The organism is Zoogloea sp. GW822-FHT05C07 (assembly GCF_058800215.1).
In genome coordinates, this window is record NZ_CM179510.1 from 3,221,151 (window position 1) to 3,245,785 (window position 24,635).

General features: G+C 65.5%; 20 protein-coding genes. 7 read left to right on the forward strand and 13 right to left on the reverse strand.

Annotation, left to right across the window (positions count from 1 at the left end; all coding sequences use genetic code 11):
• Positions 1-23 precede the first annotated feature (23 nt).
• The 3 genes from AC3QL2_RS15045 to tkt all read right to left on the reverse strand — a co-directional run bounded on the left by AC3QL2_RS15045 (position 24) and on the right by tkt (position 4,429).
• Positions 24-1,208, reverse strand: coding sequence for a phosphoglycerate kinase (locus AC3QL2_RS15045; protein WP_493231206.1), 1,185 nt, complete (start codon positions 1,206-1,208; stop codon positions 24-26).
• A 67-nt stretch (positions 1,209-1,275) separates the two neighbouring features.
• A complete protein-coding gene (gap, locus tag AC3QL2_RS15050) occupies positions 1,276-2,304 on the reverse strand; it encodes a type I glyceraldehyde-3-phosphate dehydrogenase (protein WP_493231208.1) in 1,029 nt (342 codons plus the stop codon).
• A gap of 94 nt (positions 2,305-2,398) precedes the next feature.
• On the reverse strand, positions 2,399-4,429 hold the full coding sequence (gene tkt, locus AC3QL2_RS15055) for a transketolase (RefSeq protein WP_493231209.1): 2,031 nt from the start codon (positions 4,427-4,429) through the stop codon (positions 2,399-2,401).
• 175 nt (positions 4,430-4,604) lie between these two features.
• Between tkt and AC3QL2_RS15060 the strand changes: the two genes are divergently transcribed.
• Complete coding sequence (locus tag AC3QL2_RS15060) at positions 4,605-5,981, forward strand: hypothetical protein (protein ID WP_493231211.1); 1,377 nt, start codon at positions 4,605-4,607, stop codon at positions 5,979-5,981.
• Between the two features lie 4 nt (positions 5,982-5,985).
• Positions 5,986-7,752: an MORN repeat-containing protein gene (locus AC3QL2_RS15065; protein WP_493231213.1), complete on the forward strand. Its 1,767-nt coding sequence runs from the start codon at positions 5,986-5,988 to the stop codon at positions 7,750-7,752.
• Between the two features lie 144 nt (positions 7,753-7,896).
• Here the strand turns inward: AC3QL2_RS15065 and AC3QL2_RS15070 are convergent, their stop codons facing one another.
• Together AC3QL2_RS15070 and AC3QL2_RS15075 are read right to left on the reverse strand one after the other, a co-directional pair.
• Positions 7,897-8,772 (reverse strand): phosphoribulokinase, encoded by an 876-nt coding sequence (locus AC3QL2_RS15070; protein ID WP_493231214.1) that lies wholly within the window; start codon positions 8,770-8,772, stop codon positions 7,897-7,899.
• A gap of 145 nt (positions 8,773-8,917) precedes the next feature.
• The gene (locus tag AC3QL2_RS15075; RefSeq protein ID WP_493231215.1) at positions 8,918-9,727 is read right to left on the reverse strand and encodes an inositol monophosphatase family protein; all 810 of its coding nucleotides are present in this window, start codon (positions 9,725-9,727) and stop codon (positions 8,918-8,920) included.
• A gap of 133 nt (positions 9,728-9,860) precedes the next feature.
• On the opposite strand from AC3QL2_RS15075, the gene AC3QL2_RS15080 reads away from it, so the two are divergent.
• The 5 genes from AC3QL2_RS15080 (at position 9,861) to AC3QL2_RS15100 (ending at position 15,503) form a co-directional block, all read left to right on the forward strand.
• A complete protein-coding gene (locus tag AC3QL2_RS15080) occupies positions 9,861-10,601 on the forward strand; it encodes a 16S rRNA (uracil(1498)-N(3))-methyltransferase (RefSeq protein ID WP_493231619.1) in 741 nt (246 codons plus the stop codon).
• Positions 10,594-12,081, forward strand: coding sequence for a polyphosphate:AMP phosphotransferase (gene pap / locus AC3QL2_RS15085; protein ID WP_493231216.1), 1,488 nt, complete (start codon positions 10,594-10,596; stop codon positions 12,079-12,081). The genes AC3QL2_RS15080 and pap overlap by 8 nt, the downstream gene beginning before the upstream one ends.
• Positions 12,082-12,136: 55 nt before the next feature.
• Positions 12,137-13,489, forward strand: a complete 1,353-nt coding sequence (gene argA / locus AC3QL2_RS15090) for an amino-acid N-acetyltransferase (RefSeq protein WP_493231217.1) — start codon at positions 12,137-12,139, stop codon at positions 13,487-13,489.
• Between the two features lie 11 nt (positions 13,490-13,500).
• Positions 13,501-15,141, forward strand: a complete 1,641-nt coding sequence (locus tag AC3QL2_RS15095) for a diguanylate cyclase domain-containing protein (protein WP_493231219.1) — start codon at positions 13,501-13,503, stop codon at positions 15,139-15,141.
• 89 nt (positions 15,142-15,230) lie between these two features.
• Positions 15,231-15,503, forward strand: coding sequence for an oxidative damage protection protein (locus AC3QL2_RS15100; RefSeq protein WP_493231221.1), 273 nt, complete (start codon positions 15,231-15,233; stop codon positions 15,501-15,503).
• 6 nt (positions 15,504-15,509) lie between these two features.
• On the opposite strand, the gene AC3QL2_RS15105 is transcribed toward AC3QL2_RS15100, so the two are convergent.
• The 8 genes from AC3QL2_RS15105 to AC3QL2_RS15140 all read right to left on the reverse strand — a co-directional run bounded on the left by AC3QL2_RS15105 (position 15,510) and on the right by AC3QL2_RS15140 (position 24,588).
• Entirely contained in the window at positions 15,510-15,836 is a 327-nt protein-coding gene (locus AC3QL2_RS15105) for an EscU/YscU/HrcU family type III secretion system export apparatus switch protein (protein ID WP_493231222.1), read from the reverse strand.
• On the reverse strand, positions 15,833-16,975 hold the full coding sequence (gene fliK, locus AC3QL2_RS15110; RefSeq protein ID WP_493231224.1) for a flagellar hook-length control protein FliK: 1,143 nt from the start codon (positions 16,973-16,975) through the stop codon (positions 15,833-15,835). Before fliK ends, AC3QL2_RS15105 begins: the two co-directional genes overlap by 4 nt.
• Positions 16,976-17,002: 27 nt before the next feature.
• A complete protein-coding gene (locus tag AC3QL2_RS15115; RefSeq protein WP_493231226.1) occupies positions 17,003-17,344 on the reverse strand; it encodes a flagellar protein FliT in 342 nt (113 codons plus the stop codon).
• Positions 17,345-17,363: 19 nt separating this feature from the next.
• Positions 17,364-17,777: a flagellar export chaperone FliS gene (gene fliS, locus AC3QL2_RS15120; protein WP_493231227.1), complete on the reverse strand. Its 414-nt coding sequence runs from the start codon at positions 17,775-17,777 to the stop codon at positions 17,364-17,366.
• Between the two features lie 31 nt (positions 17,778-17,808).
• Positions 17,809-19,188: a flagellar filament capping protein FliD gene (fliD, locus tag AC3QL2_RS15125; protein WP_493231229.1), complete on the reverse strand. Its 1,380-nt coding sequence runs from the start codon at positions 19,186-19,188 to the stop codon at positions 17,809-17,811.
• 162 nt (positions 19,189-19,350) lie between these two features.
• Positions 19,351-19,731: a flagellar protein FlaG gene (locus AC3QL2_RS15130; RefSeq protein WP_493231230.1), complete on the reverse strand. Its 381-nt coding sequence runs from the start codon at positions 19,729-19,731 to the stop codon at positions 19,351-19,353.
• 77 nt (positions 19,732-19,808) lie between these two features.
• The gene (locus AC3QL2_RS15135; RefSeq protein ID WP_493231231.1) at positions 19,809-20,666 is read right to left on the reverse strand and encodes a flagellin N-terminal helical domain-containing protein; all 858 of its coding nucleotides are present in this window, start codon (positions 20,664-20,666) and stop codon (positions 19,809-19,811) included.
• Between the two features lie 283 nt (positions 20,667-20,949).
• Positions 20,950-24,588 carry a glycosyltransferase gene (locus AC3QL2_RS15140; RefSeq protein ID WP_493231233.1) on the reverse strand — a complete coding sequence of 1,213 codons (3,639 nt, stop codon included), beginning with the start codon at positions 24,586-24,588 and terminating at the stop codon, positions 20,950-20,952.
• Positions 24,589-24,635: the final 47 nt, after the last annotated feature.

Consider the following 24,635-nt stretch of genomic DNA (forward strand, 5'->3'; position numbering starts at 1 on the left):
AGGTATGCCGGGGAAGACCGCGTTCAGTCGTTGAAGCGGGCTTCCAGCGCAGCAATGGCGGGCAGGGTCCGGCCTTCGAGGAACTCGAGGAAGGCGCCGCCGCCGGTGGAGATGTAGCCCACGTCGTCGGCGATGTGGAACTTGGCGATGGCGGCCAGCGTGTCGCCGCCGCCGGCGATGGAGAAGGCTTCCGAGTGGGCGATGGCCGAAGCCATCATCTTGGTGCCGCCGGCGAACTGGGGCAGTTCGAAGACGCCGACCGGGCCGTTCCAGACGACGGTGCCGGCGTTGGCGATGATCTGGGATAGCTTGGCGGCCGCCTTCGGGCCGACGTCGAGGATGCGGTCGTGGGGGCCGACTTCATCGACGGAGACCTTGTTGGCACGGGCCATGGCGGACACTTCGTCGGCAACGACGACGTCTTCGGGCAGCGGCACTTCAGCGCCGCGGGCCTTCATGATGTCCATGATGGCCTGGGCTTCCTTGACCAGCTCGGGTTCGGCCAGGGATTCGCCGATGCGCTTGCCGGAGGCCAGCAGGAAGGTGTTGGCGATGCCGCCGCCGACGATCAGCTGGTCAACCTTGTCGGCCAGCGACTTCAGGATGGTCAGCTTGGAGGACACCTTGGAGCCGCCGACGATGGCCACCAGCGGACGGGCCGGGGCGTGAAGGGCCTTGCCGAGGGCGTCGATCTCGGCGCCCATCAGGATGCCGGCGCAGGCGACCGGCGCGAACTTGGCGATGCCGTGGGTGGTGGCCTCGGCGCGGTGGGCGGTGCCGAAGGCGTCGTTCACATAGATGTCGCACAGGGCGGCCATCTTTTTCGCGAGCTCTTCGTTGTCCTTCTTCTCACCCTTGTTGCAGCGGCAGTTCTCGAGCAGGACTACCTCACCGGGGGCGACGTCGAAACCACCGTCCACCCAGTTCTGGATCAGGCGAACCGGCTTGCCGAGCAGCTGACCGAGGCGCACGGCGACCGGCGCCAAGGTGTCGTCGGCCTTCAGCTCGCCCTCGGTCGGACGACCCAGGTGGGAGGTGACCAACACGGCGGCGCCACCTTGAAGGGCGTACTCGATGGACGGGATGGAGGCGCGGATGCGGGTGTCTTCGGTGATGTTGCCGGCGTCGTCCTGGGGCACGTTGAGGTCGGCGCGGATGAAGACCTTCTTGCCCTTGACGTCGAGGTCGGTGAGTTTCTTGACTTGCATGATGATGTTCTACGTGTCGTCGGATGTGAAAACGCCCCGCACAGGGCGGGGCGTCGATACGGCGGAATTACTTGGCGCTAACGAAGGCGCGGGCCGCGTCGAGCATGCGGCAGGAGTAGCCCCACTCGTTGTCGTACCAGGCCAGCACCTTGACCAGCACGGAGCCGTCTTCACCCTTGATGACGCGGGTCTGGGTGGCGTCGAAGGTGGAGGACACGGTGGTGTGGTTGAAGTCGGAGGACACCAGCGGTTCGGTGTTGACGGCCAGGATGCCCTTCAGCGGGCCGTTGGCCGCAGCGGTCATCAGCTCGTTGATCTCTTCCTTGGTGGTGGCGCGCTCGGCGGTGAAGGTCAGGTCCACTAGCGACACGTTGATGGTCGGGACGCGCAGCGCGAAGCCGTCGACCTTGCCGACCAGCTGCGGCAGCACCAGGCCGACGGCCTTGGCGGCGCCGGTCTTGGTGGGGATGATGTTGGCGGCAGCGGCGCGGGCGCGGCGCAGGTCTTTGTGGCGGACGTCCACGGTGACCTGGTCGTTGGTGTAGGCGTGGATGGTGGTCATCAGGCCCTGCTTGATGCCGACGCTGTCGGACAGGATCTTGGCGACCGGGGCCAGGCAGTTGGTGGTGCAGGAGGCGTTGGAGACGACGGTCATGTCGCCCTTCAGGGCCTCTTCGTTCACACCCATGACGATGGTGGTGTCCACGTCGTCACCGCCGGGGGCGGAGATCAGCACGCGCTTGGCGCCCTGCTCGAGCAGCGCGGCAGCCTTAGCCTTGGTGGTGTAGGCGCCGGTACATTCCAGCAGCACGTCCACGCCGTGGGCGCCCCAGTTCACGCCCTTCGGATCCTTGGTGGAGTAGAACGGGATCTTCTTGCCGTCGATGATGATGACGTTGTCGCCTTCGGTTTCCACGGAGGTGGCGAAGCGGCCATGGGTGGTGTCGTACTTCAGCAGGTGGGCGTTGGTGGCCAGATCGCCGGAGGCGTTGATGGCGACCACGTCGAATTCGTTTTGCAGACCCTGCTCGTAAATGGCGCGCAGCGTGCAGCGACCGATACGACCGAAACCATTGATGGCAACTTTGATGCTCATCGACTCTTCTCCCTAGTGTAAATGCACGAAACCGAAAATCACTGACATGCGGTGCCCTGCGGCACCGCATGTATCGTTTGGGGCGCGTAGCCGGTCAGGCGAGGACCTTCCTGACCGCGGCAACCACGGCGTCGGCGGTGACGCCGAAATACTTGAACAGCTCGCCGGCCGGAGCGGATTCGCCGAAGCTGTCCACGCCGATGACTTCGCCTTCCAGGCCGACGTACTTGCGCCAGCCGTCGGTGACACCCGCTTCGACGGCAACCCGCGGCAGGCCCTTGGGCAGCACGGAAGCACGGTAGGCGGCATCCTGGCGGTCGAAGACGTTGGTGCTGGGCATCGAGACCACCCGCACGACGACGCCTTCTTCGGAGAGCTGCTTCTGAGCGGCCAGTGCCAGCGCCACTTCCGAACCGGTCGCTATGATAACGGCTTGCGCGTCGCCAGCCTGTGAACCAGTGCCCGAATCGGACAGCACGTAGCCGCCGCGACGGATATTGGCGACCTGTTCGGCATTGCGCGGCTGGAAGGGCAGGTTCTGGCGGGAGAAGGCGAGGGAGCTCGGGCCCTCGGCACGTTCAACCGCTGCGGCCCAGGCCACCGCCGATTCGGTGGTGTCACAGGGGCGCCACACGTCCATGTTGGGGATCAGGCGCAGGGAGGCCGTCTGCTCGACCGGCTGGTGGGTCGGGCCGTCTTCGCCGAGACCGATGGAGTCGTGGGTGAACACGAAGATCTGGCGCACCTTCATCAGCGCCGCCATGCGCAGGGCGTTGCGGGCGTATTCGCTGAACATCAGGAAGGTGGCGGTGTAGGGCACCAGGCCACCGTGCAGCGCGATGCCGTTGGCGATGGCGGCCATGCCGAACTCGCGCACGCCGTAGTACACGTAGTTGCCGCCGCTGGTCTTGCTGACGCCCTTGGCGCCGGACCACAGAGTCAGGTTGGAGCCGGCCAGGTCGGCGGAGCCGCCGAGCAGTTCGGGCAGCTTGGGCGCGAAGGCTTCGATGCTGTTCTGGCTGGCCTTGCGGGTGGCGATGGTTTCGCCCTTCTCGGCAACCTTGGCCAGTACCGCGTCCACGTGGGCGTTCCAGTCGGCGGGCAGCTCGCCGGTCATGCGGCGGGTGAATTCGGCGGCAAGCTCGGGGAAGGCCGTGGCGTAGGCGGCGAAGCGGGTGTTCCACTCGCCTTCCAGTGCGGCGCCCTTTTCCTTGGCGTCCCAGGCGGCGTAGACATCGGCCGGTACTTCGAACGGCGGGTGGTTCCAGCCGATGTAGGCGCGGGCCGCTTCGATCTCGGCGCCGCCCAGGGGGGAGCCGTGGACGTCGTGGCTGTCCTGCTTGTTGGGGGCGCCGGCGCCGATGATGGTCTTGCAGCAGATCAGGCTGGGGCGGCCGGTTTCGGCTTGGGCGGCCTTGAGGGCGGCTTCGATCTCGACCGGGTCGTGGCCCTGGACGTCACGCACCACGTGCCAGCCGTAGGCTTCGAAGCGCTTCGGGGTGTCGTCGGTGAACCAGCCGTCCACGTGACCGTCGATGGAGATGTTGTTGTCGTCGTAGAAGGCGATCAGCTTGCCCAGGCCCCAGGTGCCGGCCAGCGAACAGGCTTCGTGGGAGATGCCTTCCATCAGGCAGCCGTCGCCGAGGAAGACGTAGGTGTGGTGATCGACGATCTCGTGGCCGGGACGATTGAAGTCGGCGGCGAGGATCTTCTCGGCCAGCGCCATGCCGACCGCGTTGGTGATGCCCTGGCCCAGCGGGCCGGTAGTCGTTTCGACGCCGGGGGTGTAGCCGACTTCCGGGTGGCCCGGGGTGCGGCTGTGCAGCTGGCGGAAGTTCTTGAGGTCGTCGATGGACAGGTCGTAGCCGGTCAGGTGCAGCAGGGCGTAGATCAGCATCGAGCCGTGGCCGTTGGACTGCACGAAGCGGTCGCGATCAGCCCACTTCGGGTTCGCCGGATTGTGGCGGAGGTGGCGGCGCCACAGCACCTCGGCGATTTCGGCCATGCCCATCGGGGCGCCCGGGTGGCCGGAGTTGGCCTTCTGGACGGCGTCCATGGCCAGCGCGCGGATAGCGCCAGTCAGGGGATTGAAGACGGGCAGCTTGACGTTACGCGTAGAAGACATCGAAGAACCTTCGGCCGGGGGAGCGGCGCGCAAAGACCGTAATTATCTTTGATTTCCGGGCACTTGGGTAGCCTTGCAGGGGGATAAGTGCGATCCGGGGCGAGGCGTACGAGGAGGTGAAAACTGCGGCATAATCGGGCGCCTACATTTACTTACATTCGTTCCGCCGATGTCCTTGCGACTCCTTGCCGTGGCTGCCCTGTCGTGGGTGGCGTTGACCCTGAGCGGATGCAGTTCGGTCAAATACACCGTCGATGACGGCCGCAAGGTGAATGAGACGCTGCTCGCCAACCTGCGCCTGCTCGGCCATGGCGAGCGCGCCCTGCGGCCGGCCATCGTGCGCACGGCGGCGCTGAAGGATCCGGATTGCAGCCACCAGTGGGAGCTGCCGTTCAGCGTGGCGACCAGCTATGAATGGGACGAGGACGACCGGGTAGCGTGGGTGCGGGCGCTACAGGTGGACGAGCGCCTCACCGTCGTTGGCGTCGCACCGGACTCCGGGTTGCAGGTCGGTGACAAGCTCGTCGAGCTGAAGGGCTACAGCCGCCGGGACGCCAACAAGATGCTGACCGAACTGGCCGAATTGCGCGACGACGGCAAGCCCTTCCCGGTCAAGACGGCGGCGGGCAAGACCGTGACGATCAAGCCTCTGCAGGTGTGCCGCGGCTATGCGCGCCTGGCTCCGCCGGTCACGCCGGCCTACCAGGATTACCACTGGCTGATGAGCATCTATCCGCTCAACGTGTTCGGCCCGCAGGTCACCCCGGATGAGGCCCTGTGGATCGTGCTGTGGACCCAGGGTCTGTCCGAGGAGGGCGGGGGGCGGATGAAGACCTATCACTACACCAAGGAGATCGTGTCAACGCTGTTCGAGATTGCGACGCTGGCCACCGGTCTCAATGCCGCGGCGCAGGCTGCCAAGGTGGCGGTCGATCAGGCGGCGCAGGCTGCGGCCGCGGCGGCGGCCAAATCGGCGGGTGAAGCCATCGCGAAACAGGCGCTGCAGGAGGCGGCCCGGAACATCGCCGAACAGGCGGGCAAGGAATACGCGCAGAAAGTGGGCGAGGAGATCGCCAAGTCGGCGGGGCGCCAGCTCGGCAACGTGTTGCGCGACAGCTTCATGGCGCGGGTCGGCATGTCGGTGTCCAGCCTGTCGTGGGTGGCAACGACGGCCTTCGACGACGCGGACCGCTGGGCCTACGACCGCATCGGTCGGCTCGGCGGCGACCCGCTCGCCGGCGCAACGCTGCATCAGAAGCTCTTCGATGCCAATGCGATTGCCAACCCCTTCGTGTTCGATGAAGACCGCTTGCAGCGCTACGCGACGCTGGCCCGCCAGACCCAGCGGGAGGAGATGCTGGCGGCGGTGCTGAAGGGCGAGTCCCTGGACGTGTTTGCGTTGAAGATCGGCGATCTGCAGAGTGCCTCGGAGGAGAACGGGCAGATGGCCCTGCAGATGGCCAGCGATGACGTGCCGCTCGCAGGCGCTGCAGGACAGGGCGGCTTGATCGATGCGATGCTGAGAATGCCTTTGGAATCGGGTGGGGACTGAGTTGATGAATACGATGCATCGTCGCGGACTGGCCGTGTGCCTGTTCCTTCTCGCTGGAGAGGCTGCGGCCCAGCAGGCCATGCCGGAAACGTCCGGCGGTATGCCCGAGGCGTCGGGCGGCCCCGTGGCGGATTGCCCGGTGCTGCTGCAGGAGGCCGAGGCGCGTTTTGAGCAGGGCCACCAGGCGGCTTCAGCCAAGCGCTGGAAGGAGGCCGAGCCGCTACTGCGCAGCGCCAGCGGCGAATTCCTGAAGGTGGCGGCGGCCTGTCCGACGGTGGCTGCCCAGGCCAACCGGCAAGGGGACCGGGCCACCACCGAGCTGAAGCTGGTCGAAGCCGCCATCAGCCACCAGAGCGAGTGCCTGCCGCGCTTCGACAAGGCGCTGGACCTGGATCTGCGTGCCGCCGTGGCCAAGTCGGACAAGGGGGACCCGGCGGAGGTCGAGCGCCTGCTCGCCGAGGGGGAGACGACGTGGCGGGAAGCGGTGGCGGTGTGCCAGTCGCCGCATCGGGAGAAGGCCGAGAAGAGTCTTGCCGCGACGGTCAAGGTCCGCTCCGCCAACGCCGAGCTGTTGAGCGCCGGCCCGGCCTGCGATGCCGCCTGGAAGAATGCGACGGCGCTCATCGATTACGCCAAGGGCGCGTGGCGGGACAAGCGCTGGGACGATGCGGCGATGCTCTACGGCAAGGCCGTGATGGCCTGGGAGGGCGCCGCCGACAAGTGTTCCGGCACGCGCCAGCAGCAGGCCCAGCGCAAGGTGGAGCAGACCCAGATCGATGCGCACAACGCCGAATTCTGCGGCCCGCTGTGGGACAGCGCGACGGATCTGAGCCAGCGCGTGAAGGGCGCCGGCAATGGCGTGTCGGCGACCGAGAAGGACCAGTTGTCGATGAGGGCCGAGGTGGCCTGGCGCGATGCGGCCGGCCAGTGCCATGGTAATCCGCAGAACCTGGCGCGCAGCAACGCGGATGCGCTGGCCCGCGAACGGGGCACGCCGCTGCCGGCAAACGCGCAGGCCTTGTACGGGACGCGCCGGCCGGTGCCGGTTGTCGAGCCGGTGGCGGTCAAGACTTCAGTGGTGACGGCTGCCGCTGCGGTGACGGCAACTGCGGTTGCAGCGGTTCCTGTTGCCAAGGACGTGATCAAGGCGGGAGCCGAAACGACCGTCTTGGTGCCAGCCGTTCCGGCTCCAGTCGCCAAAGTGGCCGAAGCGCCGGCGGCGGCGGTCCGCAAGGAAGCTCCGGGCGAAACCACCCTGGTTGCCGGTGACACTACCTACAAGGGCCGTTTCACGATGGACCCGAAGAGCGGCATCGTGAGTGGTACGGGCACCGTTGAATGGGCCAATGGCGAGCGCTTCAGCGGCACGCTGGTCGAGGGGCGGCGCCAGGGCAAGGGGCGCTTCAACTGGGTGGGCGGCCAGTGGTACGACGGCGACTGGGCCGACGACCGGGCCGTCGGCTACGGCGTCATCCAGTTCCCCGGCGGCAATCGTTACGAAGGCGCGGTGGTGGATGGGGAGCCGGTTGGCCGCGGTACGCTGGTCTTCGCGTCGGGCGACCGCTACACCGGTGACTTCGTGCGCGGCCTTTTTCACGGCCAGGGCAGCTATGCGTGGAAGAACGGCAACCGCTACGACGGCGCGTGGAACCTCGGCAAGAAGCATGGCCGTGGTCGTCTGACCTGGGCGTCCGGCGATGCCTGGGAGGGCGAGTTCCGCGATGACCTGAAGACCGAGTCAGGCCAGAGCATGGCCGTGGCCGCGCATTGAGCGTGCGGGCCGGCGCGCTCCACGCCGGAGCCGTGGTTCATCGTCCGCGGGGCCGGCCTTGCGGGAGGCTTGTTGGGGGCGAAGTGATTCGCCCGCCGGGCTGGGACAAGGTGCGCCAAGCCGTCAGCTCACTGCTTCATGCGCTTACACCCACTGGCGGCGGCGTTCCATCAGCTTCCAGATCAGCGGCGTGAGGATCAGCTGCATCGCCAGGTCCAGCTTGCCGCCCGGCACCACGATGGTGTTGGCGCGGGACATGAAGCTGTCGTGGATCATGCGCAGCAGGTAGGGGAAGTCCACGCCGCGCGGGTCGCGGAAGCGGATGATCACCATCGACTCGTCGGCGGTCGGGATGTCGCGGGCGATGAAGGGATTGGACGTATCCACCATCGGCACCCGCTGGAAGTTGATGTGGGTGTGGGAGAACTGCGGCACGATGTAATGCACGTAGTCGTGCATGCGGCGCAGGATGGTCTCCTGCACGGCTTCCAGCGAATAGCCGCGGGTCTTGGTGTCCCGGTGGATCTTTTGTATCCACTCCAGGTTGGTGATTGGAACGACACCGATCAGCAGGTCCGCGTGCCGGCAGGTATTGACCTTGCCAGTGATCACCGCGCCATGCAGGCCTTCATAGAACAGGCAGTCGGTGTCCGGCGGCAGCTCTTCCCAGGGCGTGAAGTCGCCCATTTTCAGGCCGCGGCGGGCGGCTTCCTCGGCGCTGTGCAGGTAGAAACGACGTTTGCCGCCGCCCGATTCGCCGTAGGTGCGGAACAGCTGCTCCAGGTCCTCGAGCAGGTTGGCTTCCGGCCCGAAGTGGCTGATGCCGCGCTGGCCCTGGCTTTCCGCCTCGATGATGAGGTCGCGGATCTCCTCCCGCGTGTAGCGGTGGAAGCTGTCGCCCTCAATGACTGCGGCATTGACCTTTTCCCGCCAGAAGATGCCTTCGAAGGTGTGCTTCACCGTGGTCGTGCCGGCGCCTGACGAGCCGGTCACCACGATGATCGGGTGCTTCATGGACATGGGGTGCTCTCGAAAGTGAATGGTTTTGGCGCAGGCCACGAGGGCATGGCCTGTGCCAAAAGCGCTCAGGTTCTGGAGTGAAGCTTAATCCTGCGGTGTTGCAGCAAAAACCGGGCCGCCCTTGCCGGATGGCCCGGGGCGCGGCTCAGGAGTGGGTGTTGAGCCAGACCCGCCACTGGTCGAACAGGGCCGGGCTGGCGGCGGCAATCACCGAGCGCTTGATGGCCGGACCAGCGGTCAGCGGGGTGCCGCCGAGGGTGCTGTAGCAGCCGCCGGCTTCTTCGAGGATCAGGCGCCCGGCGGCGTAGTCCCACAGCATCTGACCGCCGTGGATGTAAACGTCCAGGCGGCCGGCGGCCACGTAGCACCATTCGAGGGCGCTGGAGCCGAAGTTGCGCTGGGAGTAGTACGGCGGGCGAACGGCCAGTTCGTCGCCGAGGTGGTGGCTGATACGCTTGAAATCCACGCCGGCTACCGCATCCTTGAGGCGGGTGGTCGGGCTGCGCAGCGGCAGCGATACGTCGTTGAGCCACGCGCCGGCGCCGCGGCCCGCGTAGAAGGCTTCGTCGGTGACCGGGTTGTACACCACGCCGAGCTGGGTCTTGTGATTGACCAGGTAGGCCACCGCCACGCCGAAGAAGGGGATGCCGTTGGCGAAGTTGGTGGTGCCGTCGATCGGGTCGATGACCCACAGGCCGTCCACGCCGGCCTGCCATACGCGGCCCTGTTCCTCGGCGGTCATCTCCTCGCCGAGCACCGGGGCCGGGATGAGCTGGGGCAGGCTTTCGACGAGGGCCGCCTGAGAGGCCAGGTCGGCTTCCGTGAGCACGCTGCCGTCTGCCTTGTGCTCGCGCACGGCACGCAGGTAACGGGGCAGGATCGTCTCGCCGGCCATCTGGCGGACCAGGGCGGCCAGGGAGCGGGCGAGTTCGAGGCGTTGGGCACTGGTGGTCATCGGGCGGCCCGGCGAGTGGTGAGGGGGCCACTGTCCGGGAAGGCGGGCAGGGCAATGATCGGAGGCGTGGGGAGACGGATCGGCATTTTGTTTCAATCCCGTTTAAACACGCGGTTTTGCGGATAATAGCATGATGAATCCGCGCTTCTTCTGCCCCGACGGGCTCGCTCCCGACAGCGACATGCCCTTGCCTGCCGACGTAGCCCACCACGCCGAGCGCGTGCTGCGGCTGAGCATCGGCGATGAAATCGTGCTCTTCGACGGTCGCGGCGGCGAATGCGCTGCAACGTTGCAGGTCCTTGGCAAGCACGCCGTGGCCCGCCTCGGCCCGCGCCTGGATGTGACGCGGGAGTCGCCGCTGGCGATCACGCTGGTGCAGGCGCTGGCGAGCGGCGACAAGATGGACTGGATCGTGCAGAAGGCGGTGGAGCTTGGCGCGGTGGCGGTGCAGCCGGTGGCGGCCGAGCGCTCGGTGCTGAAGCTGTCTGGTGACAGGGCCGCCAAGCGGGTGGCCCACTGGCAGCAGGTGGCAGTGTCGGCCTGCGAACAATCCGGCCGCAACCGGGTGCCGCAGATCGCCGAGATCCTGCCCCTCAACAAATATCTGGCGCAGGCGGTGGAAGGGCGTCGGCTGATCCTGGCGCCGGGCGCTGCCGGCGCGCTGGCCCGCAAGTCCCGCCCGGACGGGCCGCTGAGCGTGCTGATCGGCCCGGAGGGCGGTTGGTCGCCCGCCGAACTGACGCTGGCCGAACGAGCTGGCTGCGAGCCGCTGGCGTTGGGGCCGCGCGTCTTCCGTACCGAAACCGCCGGGCTGGCGGCAATGGCCGCCTTGCAGACCCTGTGGGGCGATTTCCCGGGAGAGGGCGATGTTTGAATCCGCCGAGCTGGGCCACAAGTTGTCTAAAGCCGACTACGAGTCGATCGAACCCCAGCTGCGTACCGACCTGCTGGATGTGCAGTTCGAGTTGCTGGACTCCAAGGGTTTCGCCGCCGTGATCCTGATCAACGGCATCGATGGGGCCGGGCGCGGCGAGACGGTCAATATCCTCAACGAGTGGATGGACCCGCGCCACATCGAGGTGCATGCCTTCGACAAGCCCTCCGACGAGGAACGCGAGCGCCCTTTCCTGTGGCGCTTCTGGCGGGCGCTGCCGCCGCGGGGCAAGATCGGGGTGCTGTTCGGCAACTGGTATTCCGAGGCCATCGGGGATCGCGCCTTCGGGCGCATCAAGAAGGCGCGCCTCGACCAGCAACTGGCCGAGTTCAACCGCTTCGAGGCGATGCTGGCGGCAGAGGGTGTGCTGCTGATCAAGTTCTGGTTCCATCTGTCCAAGCAGGCCCAGAAGAAACGCCTGAACGCGCTGGAGGCGAATCCGGAAACCCGCTGGCGGGTGCGGGATACGGACCGCGAGGTCTACAAGGAGTACGACCGCTACAAGGACGTGGCGGAGCACGTGTTGCGCCAGACCAGTACCGGTATTGCGCCATGGGTGATCGTGGATGGCTCGGACCCGCAATACCGGGCGGTGCAGGTCGGGCGGACGCTGCTGGAAGGTCTGCGTCGTCGCTGTGAGCATGCCACGCGGGGCTATCGGACCCGCCAGACTGCGGCGCCGCTCGCTGCGCCGGTGGATGAACGGAACCTGCTGAATGCGCTGGTGCTCAACCAGCCGCTGGACAAGAAGGACTACGACAAGCAGCTGGAAAGGCTGCAGGGGCGGCTGGCCCTGGCCGTGCGCAGCGAGGCTTTCGCGAACCGGAGCCTGGTGCTGGTGTTCGAAGGCATGGATGCGGCGGGCAAGGGCGGGGCGATCCGCCGGGTGACCCAGGCCCTGGATACGCGCCAGTACCACATCACCCCGATTGCCGCACCGAGCGAGGAAGAGCGGGCGCAACCCTACCTGTGGCGCTTCTGGCGCCATCTGCCGCGGCAGGGGCGGGTCGCGATCTTCGACCGCTCCTGGTACGGCCGGGTGCTGGTGGAGCGCGTCGAAGGTTTCTGCTCGGAGGCGGACTGGATGCGCGCCTACGCTGAGATCAACGATTTCGAGGACCAGCTCGTGTCGGCGGGGGCCATCGTTGTGAAGTTCTGGCTGTCGGTCAGCGACGAGGAGCAGCTGCGGCGTTTCAAGGCCCGTGAGGAACAGGCCTTCAAGCGTTACAAGCTGACCGAGGAGGACTGGCGGAACCGGGAGAAATGGCCGCTTTACGAGCCCGCCGTATGCGACATGATCGACCGCACCAGTACGGAAAATGCGGGCTGGACTCTGGTCGAAGCGGATAATAAATATTACGCTAGGGTAAAAGTGCTGCAGACCCTGGTGGACAAGCTGGAGATCGCATTGCAGAAATGAAAGAAGTGCTGAATAAAATGTTGCGTCGCTTAACCCCGATGGTCTGGAAGTGCCTGTGAATTCGCCTGTTACTGTTCCCTCCGCCGAGCACGCCGAGCAGCTGTCCCAGCGTTTCGTCGCCTGGGTGCGTGCGGCGGCGCCCTATATCCACGCCTTCCGCGGCAAGACTTTCGTGCTGGGCTTTGGTGGCGAGGTCGCCGGTGCCCAGCTGGTGGAGAAGCTGGCTTACGACTGCAATCTGCTGGCAGCGCTGGGCATCCGGCTGGTTCTCGTGCATGGTGCGCGTCCGCAGATCGAGGCTGAGATGCTCCGGCGTGGCCTGACGCCGCGCTACCACAAGGGCTTGCGCGTCACCGACGCGGAGGCGCTGGAATGCGTCAAGGCGGCGGTGGCGGTAACGCGCCTGGAGGTCGAGGCGCAGCTCTCGCAGGGCTTGCCGAACACTCCGATGGCCGGCAGCTACATGCGTGTAACCGGCGGCAATTTCGTCACCGCCAAGCCGGTCGGCGTCGTCGATGGCGTGGATTACGGCTTCACCGGCGCGGTGCGCAAGGTGATCGCCGAGGAAATCGCCGCCGACCTGGACCAGCAGAACGTGGTGCTGATGTCGTCCCTCGGCGTGTCGCCGGCCGGCGAGATCTTCAACATGAGCATGGAAGCGGTGGCCGAAGCGGTGGCGATCGCCCTCAAGGCCGAGAAGCTGATCTACTTGTGCGACGCGCCTGGCCTGCTCGATGCGAAGGGTGGGCTCATCGAGGCCATCACCGCCGACGATGCGGAGGCCATGCTGAACGCCGGCGAAGGGCTGACCGAGGATCTCGACCTGTACCTGCCCTGTGCGATCCGCGCGGTGCGCCGGGGGGTCGGGCGGGCGCACCTGATCGACCGGGACAAGGACGGCGGCCTGCTGCTGGAGTTCTTCACGCCGCAGGGCGTCGGCACCGTGCTGACCCGCGACCCCCTGTTCCGCCTGCGCGAGGCGACCATCGAGGATGTGGGCGCACTGGGCAGCGTGATCGCGCCGATGGAGGCCGATGGCACGCTGGTGCGGCGCAGCCGCGAGCGGCTGGAGCAGGAGATCGAGCGCTTCACGGTGGTCGAGTACGACGGCGTGCTGGTGGGCTGTGCGGCGCTATATCCCTTCATGGACGAGCGGGCCGCGGAAATGGCCTGCGTCGCCGTCGTGCCGGAACACCGGCGCGCGGGCCTCGGGGAGATGCTGCTGCGCCGGATCGAAGCCCGCTCCCGTGCCCTTGGCGTGGAGCGCCTGCTCGTGCTGACGACCCGCACCGCGGACTGGTTTCGCGAGAGGGGCTTCCGGGAGGTGCCGCCGGCGGAGCTGCCGAAGCAGAAGCTCGAAATGTACGACGTCAGCCGCCGCTCGAAGGTTTTCATGAAAGCCTTGTGACGATGCCGCCGATGGCCTGGTTCGAGCTCTGCGCCATTTCCGCTCCGGGCCGTTGGCTGGCCGGGAAATGGCCGTTGCTGGCGCTTGGCATGACCGGGCTGCCCGCCAACGCGGCCTTGCCGCCGGGCATGGAATCACCCGCCGTGACGGTGACTGCCGGGCTCGCGACGATGGCCGGCCTGGCGGGAGGTGCCTATCTGTTGCTGCGGCGCCAGCGCCTGCCGCGGCCTGAAGAGGCTGAGCGGCACGCTGCCGGCGGCGGCAGCCGACCGGTATCAGGCACCGATGATAGGAATGCATTGCCCGATGGCGGGACGCGCCATTTCCTGGAGGCGGCGGGGGCGGACCGCGGCATCGAGGGCTGGGTCAATGCGGAGGGAGCCCTGTTCTGGATCAACGGGGCGATCGAGCGGGCCACGGATTACAGCGTCCATGACGTGCTCGCGGGGGATTTCATCGACCTGCTCGTCTATGACCGGGACCGGCGCTACTGTCGTGACCAGGTTGCACTGGCGCTGCAAAGCGGGTCTGTCGTCGAGTTTGAATTGCGGCTGGTCACCAAGGCTGGCGCAACGGTCTGGATGCTCGCCCGCTGGCAGCCGATCCACAATGAGACCGGCCGGCTGCTGGGCCTGAGGGCAACGCTAACCGACATCCAGGCGCGTAAGGAGGCCGAGTACAAGCTGCTCGAGTCGGTGGCGGCGCTGCGCCGGGCTCAGGCTTTGTCCGAGCATTACCTGCGGCGCAGCAACGAGGAGCGCTCCCGCCTGTCGGCGCTGCTGGACGTGGTGCGGGTGGGCATCCTGTTCATGGATGCGGATCGCCGGGTCGTGTATTGCAATCGTGCGCTCTACGACATCTGGGAGCTAGCGCCCGGAGAGAGTTTCGTGGGGGTGCGCGATGTGGTCCTGCAGCAGCATGTGATGGAGCGGATCGCGGACCCGGCGGGTTATCAGTTGCATCTAGCCGACGTGTTGAGTCGCCGGGATCCGAGCGAGCCCTACGAGATCGTTTTCCGCGACGGCCGGATCGTGACTGATTTTTCGCGCGTGGTGCCCGGCCCGGATGGTGCCCGCTCCATCGGCCGCATCTGGGTCTTCGAAGACGTGACCGAGCAGCGCCGGGTGGCGGACCAGTTGATGCGCCTGGCCGAGCGCGATCCACTGACCAACATCTACAACCGGCGGCGCTTCCACGAAGAACTGGAGCGTGTGCTGGCGGATGGTTGCCGTCACGGCGAGGATGTTGGCCTGCTGTCCATCGATCTGGATGGCTTCAAGCCGGTCAATGACAATTTCGGTCATCAGGCCGGAGACCGGGTGCTGGTCGGCCTGGCGGCCGCGGTGGTGGCCGTCGTGCGGCGCAACGAGATGTTCTTCCGGATGGGCGGCGACGAGTTTGCGATCCTGGTACCGTCGGGAGCGCCGGGCGATCTGGCCGAACTGGCGCGGCGGGTGTGTGCCTGCATCGCTGCGCTGCGCTTCGACTGCGGTACGGAAAGCGTCGGCGTGACGGCCAGTATCGGGATTGCCGTTGGTTCGGGCTGCGGACACGACGGGGAGTCCTTGATCGGCGCGGCTGACCGGGCGATGTATGTCGCCAAATCCCGTGGTGGCAACGCATGGGCGTTTGCGGAAAGTGGCGGCGGGTGACTGGATTGGCCCGGCGTGGCGGGCTAGAATCTTGCTATCCCATGGGCAGCAGCGGAGCTGCTCCGGAATCCTAATTCGAGAGGTGATACATGGCACGGATGGTCAACTGTGTGAAGCTCGGCCGCGAGGCTGAAGGTCTGGATCTGCCGCCGATTCCCGGCGAGCTTGGCAAGAAGGTCTTCGAGAACGTTTCGAAGGAAGGCTGGCAGCAGTGGGTCAAGCATCAGACCATGCTGATCAACGAAAACCGCCTGAATCTGATGGATGCGCGGGCGCGCAAGTACCTGGCCGAACAGATGGAGCGCTATTTCTTCGGTGGCGGTGCCGACCAGATCGGCGGCTACGTTCCGCCCCAGTCCTGAGGCGGTTCAGCGCTGTACCGTTTGCGCGGCCCCGGGAAACGGGGCCGTTGTTTTTTGGGCACCCTGTTCCAGGCTGTACAGCCAGGCCAGCAGCTCGGCCACCACCACGTAGAGCTCGGGGGGGATGCGGGTGTCCAGGTCCACCTGCATCAGCAGTGCGACGAGTTCGGGGGATTCGTGCACATAGACCCCGGACTCCTTGGCGCGGGCGATGATTTCCGCGGCGATCAGGCCGCGGCCCTTGGCCACCACTGTGGGGGCTGAGGTGCTGGCGTTGTAGGCCAGTGCGACCGCTTCGGCGCGGACCTCCGACGGCGCCTCGGGGCGGTTCACGACGTGCTCCTGAGCTCTGCAACCAGTCCGGTGAGCGGCACGTTGGCGGCGGCCAGCGCATCGGCCAGGCGTGCCTCGCCGGACTGCAGCGTCTCGCGGGTGCTGTTGTCGTCGGCGAGCAGGCGGACGGCGACACCGGCTGGCGTGAGGTGTAGCCGGGCTTCGATGCCGCCGAGGCTGGGCAGGGTCAGGCGCAGCGTCGAATTCCAGTAGGCTTCCGGTTCCTCGTCGCCATCGCGGGCATTCCGTTCATCCGTGGACGGGTCTTCGATTTCCCATTCCATTGTCTGCCCCGGCCAGATCTGCCCTTGCCAGACAGCCTGATGGGTGGCGAGCGTGTCCAGTTGCTGATGCACGATGGGCAACAGTTTCTCGGCAATTGTTGCTGCATTGTCGGCTTTTCCACCCGCCAGCAGGGCGTTCTGGCTGCTGGCGCTTTCCGCCGCGCCGCCGGGGATTGCTCCTTTGGTCGTGAGTGTGGTCTGCATCTCCAGGGGGGGGGCGCTGGCGGTGCCGGTTGGCTGGCTGCTGCCTGGCTGGGGGCTGGCCGGCATGCTGCCCTGCGGTTCCCGGCGCAGGGCGGCGGTGTCGAGCTGGCCGGACAGCCAGCGGGCCTGGTGGGCTTCGTAGAACAAGCCGCTTTCCGTTACCGCGCTGCCCAGCTGGCTGGCCAGTTGAGCCGTGGCGGCCGCCGTTTGCGGTGCGGCTGCCAGCAGAGGCTGGCCACCGTTCAGGCTGGCACTGGGTATGGCTGGTTGCCCGGTCAGCAGGAAGCTGATCAGCTTACCGGTCTGGCTGAGGGCGGCCTGGCTTGTCGTGGCCGCCTCGCCGCTTGGCTGCGCCAGCGTTGCCATGACGGCTTGAGGCGTGACCTTGCTTACGATGAGTTCGAGGGTGTCACCGGCCTTCACTGATTGCGGCAGCGACAAGACCACATCGCGCCCGTCGATGCGCGCGTGGTAGGTGTTGTCCTGGGCCACGGACTGGAGCGTGGCGGTGATGCGCTGCCCCGGCGTGAAGTCGGGCAGGATCGATGTAACGGCCCGGACGCGGGCTGTCGGGGCGACGGTCGGCTCGCCGGAGAAAAAACTGGCCTCCGTGAGCATTCGCAGGCGGGAGGCGAGATCGCCCGGAATCATGGTGCGATCCCCTGCCTGCCTGAAGGCTTAGTTGTTGTCGTCGCCGTAAGCCTTGCGAACATTCCGTTCCTTCGTGCCGCCCGACAGAAGCTGGCGCACGTTGTCCATCCAGGGTTCGGTGTGGACGCGTACTTCCTTGTCGTCGCTGAGGATGCGGCGAATGAGCGCCACCTTCTTCTGGCGCTCGTCCTCGGACATGCGCTTCGGGCGGCCCGGAAATGCGAGGGCCTCCTCGACGCCAAGACGGTCACGCAACGACGCTACCTGCCGTTCGAGGCGGGACAGGCGATCCCAGTCGTTGGCGCGGGCAGCATCGACCATCTCGGTCGAGTAGTTGCTCATTTGTTCCAGCAGGGCAAGGGAACTCATGCAGATATCTCCGGCGGTCTTAGCGATTGGCCTGGTCGGGGGTGCCGATTTCTTCCCAGGCGCCTTTCAATTCCGTAATCAGTTTGGCGACTTCGTCGAGGGCCGGCTTGCTGTTGTGCAGGTTGGCGTAGAGAAGTCGTTGCATCATGTAGTCGTACAGCGCGCCAAGGCGTTCGGCGAGATCTCCGCCCGCTTCAAAATCGAGGCTGACCTTGAGGCCGTTGCCGATGATCTCGATCGCGTGGGAGATGGCTTTGCCCTTGGCCGGGATGTTATTGGATTCGAGCGCGGCCGTTGCAGTTCCGATCTGCAGAAGGGCGCCTTCGAACAGCATCAGGATCAGCTTGTGCGGGTCTGCGGTGGAGACCCCGGTTTCGAAGCCAACTTCGCTGTAGGCGGCTGCGGCACGACGGGCGGCGAGGCCGAACGACATCTTGTTCTCCGTTTGGATTGAGCTTTACGGCTTATTTGCTGATGAGCGACAGCTGTTGTGTCAGATATGTGCTCGTTGTGTTCATGCTACTCATCGTTGTATCGAGCGCGGTGAATTGGGCTCGGTAGGTGCTCTCGATGATCGTCAGCCGGCGATTCAACGCATCGATCTGGGTACCGATGCTCTTTAGACTGGCTGTGAGCCCGGTGTTCCGGCTGGCAATCACGCCGCTGGTACTCAGCAGGTTGGTCGTGACCGTGTTCAGTGCGCTGCCATAGGCACCGAGTGCTGTGGCAGTTGCCGAAAAGTTCGAACTGGCGGCCGTGTCGAATTTGGTGCTGTCGAATTTCAGGCTGCCGTCGGACTGGAAGGAAATGCCGAGGCTGCTCAGTGTCTGGTTGGCATTGTCCGCCAGGCTGCTGGGTACGCTGGTGAGCGCGGAGCGAACCTGCGCCTGGACGCTGCGGAGGGTCGAGTCCCCGTTGAGAACGGCGGCCGTCTGAGAGCTGGCATTGTAGGCACCCAGGCTCTTGATCGCAGAGTTCAGGGCGTTGTATGTCGAGACGAAGGTATCGACCTTGGATTTCAGGTCGGTGTTGTCCCGCGCGACCGTCAATGTCGTGCTGCCGGTCTTGGTCAGGTTCAGGGTGACGCCGTCGATGGCGTCGGTGATCGTATTGCCAGTGGTGGCGATCGACACCCCTTGAATGCTCACGACTGCGTCCTTGGCGGCCTTCTCGGTGAAGGCGCTGGCAGCGGCGATCGGCGTGCTGGCATTGGCCGGGTCGATGAAGGTGGCGGTTCCGCCGATGGTGACCGCGTTGGCCGTACCGCCGTTGGTGGCGGTGAACATCAGGTTCTGCTTGCCAGTGGTATCGGTGACGATCGTGGCGCTGACGCCCGCGTTGGCATTGTTGATGGCGTCGCGTACGGCGCTGAGCGTGTTCTGGCTGCTGTCGAGCGTGATCGTCGAGGTCGTGCCGCCCTTGGTGAGCGTCAGCGTGCGGGATGAGTCGGTGCCGAAGTCGAGCGCAGCGGCGCCCGCGGCATAAGTCGTGCCCAGCGTCAGCTGCTGGTTGGTCGCCAGTGAAGTGACATCGATCGAATACGTACCGGCAACGGCCGTATTGGTGGTCGTGGCAGTGGCAATGGTCGAATCGGCAAGAGTTGCCTTGTAGGCGGAAAAACTTACCGATGAGCTCTGGCCGACGGTGGGCGTGAGGGCCTTGGCGGCAGACTGGAAGGTCGACAGGGCGCTTTTCAGCGAGCCGAGTGCCGAAATCTTGGACTGATAACTGGACTGTTGCGTCTGAAGCAGCGTAAGTGGCTGTTTTTCAACCGACATCAGGCCCGTGATGATGGACTCGACATTCAGACCCGAGCCAATACCTGCTGATGAAAGGGTTGCCATAACGCGCCTCCGTGATGCCTGGTTCCTGCTGGCTTAGATTACGACCGACACGGCAGAAACTTGAACGTGTCGGTGTGCTTGCACTCTATCAGCATAAACCGTGCCACTTTATGAAGACTGTTTTGGATCGAATGAGATCCAGGGGGCTGGGTGTGGCAAGACTCAGACTTTCTGCTTGACGAGCAGGCCCTGCAGCTTGTCGAGCGCCTTGGCGATGGCCAGAACTTCCTCGGAAGGGATCTGGCGGATGACTTTCTTGGAGTCGGTGTCGACGACCTTGACGACGGTCTTGCCGGTGTCCTTGTCGATCGAGAACTGCAGGCTTTGGGCGGTCTGCTTGATGACGTCCTGGATCTGCGTGACTGCCTGGGCGAGCTGATCCGGAGTCAGCGACGTCTTTTCGGTTTCGTCAGCGCCTTTTACTGCCTGGGAGTCAACGCTCGGGGCGGTAGCATCGGCCTGACGGGACGCCTCCGTGCGGGAGGGTTGTATCGACGCTGCGTTGTAGTACGCGGCACCCGAACCGACGGGATGAATGCTCATGATGATCTCCCATTTGCGCAGACGGCGCCGCGCCTGTTAAGGCGCGGCGCCTGCCGCGGCGAGCTTTAGAGGCGGGGTTAGCGCAGGAGGGACAGCACGTTGTTGGGCATGCTGTTGGCCTGGGCAACCATGGCGGTACCTGCCTGTTGCAGGATCTGACCGCGGGTCATGTTGGCGGTTTCCTGGGCGAAGTCAGCGTCCATGATACGGCCGCGGGACGACTTTGAGTTTTCCGACGCAACCTGCAGGGTTTGCACGACCGACGCGAAACGGTTCTGCACGGCACCCCAGGTGGCGCGGGAGGTATTCAGGGAGTCCAGTGCCGCGTCGATGGCGGAAATTGCCGCCGTGGCAGCGGAGACGCCAGCACTGCCGGCGCCGGAGATGGACGCACCGCTCATGGCGCCGGCGGTGGTCGTGCCGAAGGATGCGGATGCCAGCGCACCGGCGGTCGTGACGCTGATCGTATCGGTCGTGGCCGTACCTGCGCCAACCTGGAACGAGAAGCTGGCGGTGAAGCTCAGAATGTTCTGGCCGTTGAACTGGGTGCCCGACACGACACGCGCAATTTCCTGGTTCAACTGCTGGAATTCACCGTCAAGGCTGGCCCGGTCGCCGCTGGTGTAGGTGCCGTTGGCTGCCTGCACGGCGAGTTCGCGCATGCGCTGAAGGTTGTCGGTGATGGCCTGCATGGCGCTGTCGGCGGTCTGCCCCATCGAGATGCCGTCGTTCGCGTTGCGGATTGCAACGTCGAAGCCCTTGGCCTGAGCGTTCATGCGGTCGGCAATTGCCAGGCCCGCCGCGTCATCCGCGGAGCTGTTGATCCGCAGGCCGGAGGACAGGCGCTGAACAGCCTTGGCCAGGCCAGCCTGAGAGCTGGACAGGTTGCGCTGGGCGTTCAGCGACATCGAGTTGGTGTTGATAGTGGCAGCCATTTTGGTTCTCCTTCATTCCGTTCAAGATAAGCGATTAGGCTTAACTTTGGTTCGCCTTGCCCGGTGTGTGTAAGGCAACCGCCGTTGAGTTCATTAACGGGATGGGGCGAAAAGACTTTAGAAAAATGTTGACTTTTTTCTGATTGTCGGCAGGTTTGATCTCTGCGCGGATTTCCACTTGGCTTTTGATAGCGGCGCGGAATCGCAAAGCTTTAGGGGCAAATGCAGAAAACCGCGCCGACCTTATGCAGGGCAGCATTATGCTCTCAGGCTGCATCTCCGATCAGGGGCCGTAGGCGGCGAACCAACTGGTGGTGTGGTTTTCGAGGATGAAGCCGTCGTGGACCCAGCGCTGAAGGGCCAGGCCCGCGTTCCGTAGCGCCTCGGGTTCGGCAAGCTGTTCGCGGATCGTGCGGATCCACAGGTCCGGATCGTTGCGCAGGCGGGTCACGGGGGCGTTCTGGTACGGGTAGATGTCGGTGCAGATCACCGGCCAGCCCATGGTGCCGTATTCGAGCAGCCGCAGATTGCTCTTGGCCTCGTTGAAGGCATGGATTTCGAGCGGCGCGATGGCGAGATCGAGGTCCAGGCGCGCCAGGGCCTTCGGGTATTCGCGGAAGTCCAGCTCGAAGCCGTGGGATTCGTGGACGAAGGGTTTGAGTGCCTCCGGGCACATGCCCATGAAGATCCAGTCGACTTCTTCGGCCAGTGCTTCCACGACGGGGTAGATGAGTTCGAGGTCGCCGTGGTGCTGCTGTGCGCCGGCCCAGCCTACACGGGGCTTGCGGCGCGGCAGGCGGGCTGGCGCCACGTCGCCCCATAGCGACCATTCGAGGCAGTTCGGCATGAGCCGGACGTCTTCGGCCATGTCCGCGCAGAGGTCGGCGAGGGGTTGGGTGCTGGCTACGACCCGGTCCATCAGCGCGAGATTCCTGCGAAGGCGCTGTCTGCCGTCCTTGTAGCCGGATTTGTACATAGGGTGTTTTTTGGGGAGTTCGGTCACCAGGTCGTCGATCGTCAGGATGCGCCGGACCTTGGGCAGGTGGCGGGCGTAGATTTCGATGGCGTCGCTCTGGCTGTCGTCGAGGGGTTGGTGCAGGATCAGCGAATCGGGCCTGGCGCGGGCGATCTCGACCGGCGACAGGATGCGCATGGAGAAGGCCTTGGGGTGTTCGCAGAACATGGTCTGCGCGAGACCGGCCAGGGCGATGGTGCGCAGCGGGGCGCGCAGGCGGTATTCGCCGGCGCCGCCTGGAACCGGGAGCGCAAGGATCCGCGGGCGGTCGTGGAAGTTCAGGTCCCAGTCGATCGGCGCTACGTGTTCGGGCTTGTAGGGCTCCAGCAGGCTCAGGTTGCGGTTGTAGGCCGGGTCGCAGGCGAGTCGGTCGATCCAGCGCTCCAGCAGGGTGTGGTTGGCCTCCTGGGAACTCAGCAGATCCTTGAGCTTGCCTTCGAGCTTGCGCTGGCGTGCGACGATGGAAACGCTGTTGTAGTGCACCAGCACCGAGTAAGGCGTCCACACGATCTTGTGGCCGAGGTCGCTGGTGCGCAGGCAGAAGTCGAGGGTGCCGTGGACGAGCGGGAAGCGCTCGGTGTCGAAGCCGCCGAGCTCGACGAGCACGCTGCGCCGGACCACGAAGGCCGAGCCGCCGACGGTGCTGAGGTTCTGGTCGCACAGGGCCCGGCCCATGTAGCCGGGGTCGGTCAGTTCGAGCTGGTTGTCCCAGGGATTTCCCATCGAGCCGTTCATGCCGAGCAGCCAGCCGCCCTGCTGGACACGTGCTGTTTCGGGGTAGGTCAGGCGGGGGGCCACGATCACCACTTCGGGGCGCTGGGCAATACCCATCAGGCGATCCAACCAGTCGTCCTGGACGACGTGGATGTCGTTGTCGAGAAACAGCACGTAGTCCCCGCGGGCGATCTGGCTGCCCGTGTTGGCGCTGGCGGACCAGCTGAACTCGCCGGGGCAGGCGACGACCGTGACGGCCTGGCCGTTGGGCAGCTGCCGTTCCGTCTTCAGGGTGGTGAGATAGTTCAGCGTATCGGGGTCGGTGCTGTCGTTGTCGACGACGATGATCTCGTAGTTGTCATAGTTGGTGCGTTCCTGCAGGCTTTCGAGCAGGGGGCGCAGGTATTCCGCGCGGTCGCGCGTCGGGATCACGATGCTGACCAGGGGGCATTCCGGCCAGTGGTATTCGACCCGGCGGGTGCCGAGCAGCGCGCCATCTAGGACCTTGGCGTCGAGCCCCTTCCGGGCCAGGTGGGCGACCACGGCGCTCTTTTCCGCCTCGGGCTCCATGCTGCGGCGGGAGTTGCGGGGCAGGTGGGCGAGGAGCTGGTCGATGTGGCCGATTGCCGTTTCGCCCGCGTGGTCGAGGATGCGCAGGCTCAGGTCGTAGTTCTCGGCGCCGGCGAGCGTGCCATAGCGGCCAGCTTCGAGGAAGGCGCTCTTTTCGGCGACGACGAAGCAGCCAAAGTAAGCCTGGGAGCGCAGCAGGTCCAGGTTGAAGTCCGGCTTGAACAGCGGCTGGGTGAAGCTGTCGTCGGGTTCGCGGGTGTCTTCGTCGCAGTAGATCAGCCGCCAGTCCGGGCGGACGTTGATGTAGTCGGCGATGACCTGGAGTGCATGCGGCTCGAAGCTGAGGCCGGGGTCGATGCGGGCCAGCCAGCTGCCCGGCGAGGCGGCGGCCATCTCGTCGATGACGTAGTCGATGTGGGCCGCGTCGCGCAGGGCCAGCCACTGCAGGTTGGGGATGTCGCTCAGCCCTTCGGGGGCTTCCATGGCGGTGACCACCGTGAGCAGCCATTCGGGGTAGAGCTGGGCGCCCAGGCTGTCCAGGGTGTCGGCGAGGAGGGATTCCTCGCCGGGGTGCAGGGCGGCCAGCAGGTGAATGCCCGGCCGTTTGGACCATTTGAGTACCATGCGCTCGGCGAGCAGCTGGGCGTCGATCTCCTGCAGGGTCTGGCGGGTACGCCAGGTGGCGTACCGTTTGTTGGCTTCGGTGAAGGCAGGGTCGTCGCCGAGGGTTTTGGGAACCTCGTGCACGGGCATCGCCTGGGTGAGCTGGATGAAGTGCTCCAGCTGCTCCCAGAAGCGGGCTTCCGTTGCAATGTAGTCGTCCCATGCTTCGCCGACGGAGGTGAGAGCCCGTTCGATCTCGTCGGGCGTGTCGTTCAGGGCGATGCCCTTCAGGCCGGCTTCCGATCCGCCAATCTTGCTGGTGTCCACCAGCGGAGAGGGCAGGATGATCGACGGGCAGCCGCACAGCACCGCCTCGGTATTGATTGCCGTCGATTCGAAGCAGTAGATGGCTTCGCTGCGGCGAAACAGGGCGGCCAGCTCCTCGTGGCTCTCCGGCCAGTCCGCGGTGATCAGCGTGGCCCTGTCGGCGAGTTCCGGGTAGAGCTTCAGTGCGGCGCGGTAGCGTCCGGGGTAGAGCAGGACGCCGCTGCGCGCCTGGTCGTGCGGATTGTCCAGGTTGTTGAAAACGCTGGTGTCGATCGGGGGGAGGAACAGGACGTTCTGCGGATCGGCATTCTTCGGCATGAAGATGCGCGAATAACCGAAGACCAGTTCGGTGTCCGCGAAGTCGGCATCTCCGCCGAGCAGGCCGGCCCGGTTGAGGACGTAGCGCACGACCGAGCCGGCCTTGCGGGGATTGCCGGGCACGACCTCCGGGTATACGACGATCGGCTCAAGTTTCAGTGCTTTGTGCCGTTCAATGGCCTCCTGCGTGAGGATAGGGGTGCGCAGGTGCGGATTGGTGACTGTTTCGTACAGGTAGGCCTCTTCGCCGCGGACGTTCAGCGCGTGGCACAGGAGATGAAGTACGCGTATGCCTGCCGAGGTGCGCCGATAGGCCGGCGCTTCAATGTAATAAGGGCGGCGCGGGGGCGAAAACAGGGTGTGCTCGGAAGGCATGTTCGTATTGGATCGTGCGGTAGGTCGGCAAATGGTAGGCGTGTGCA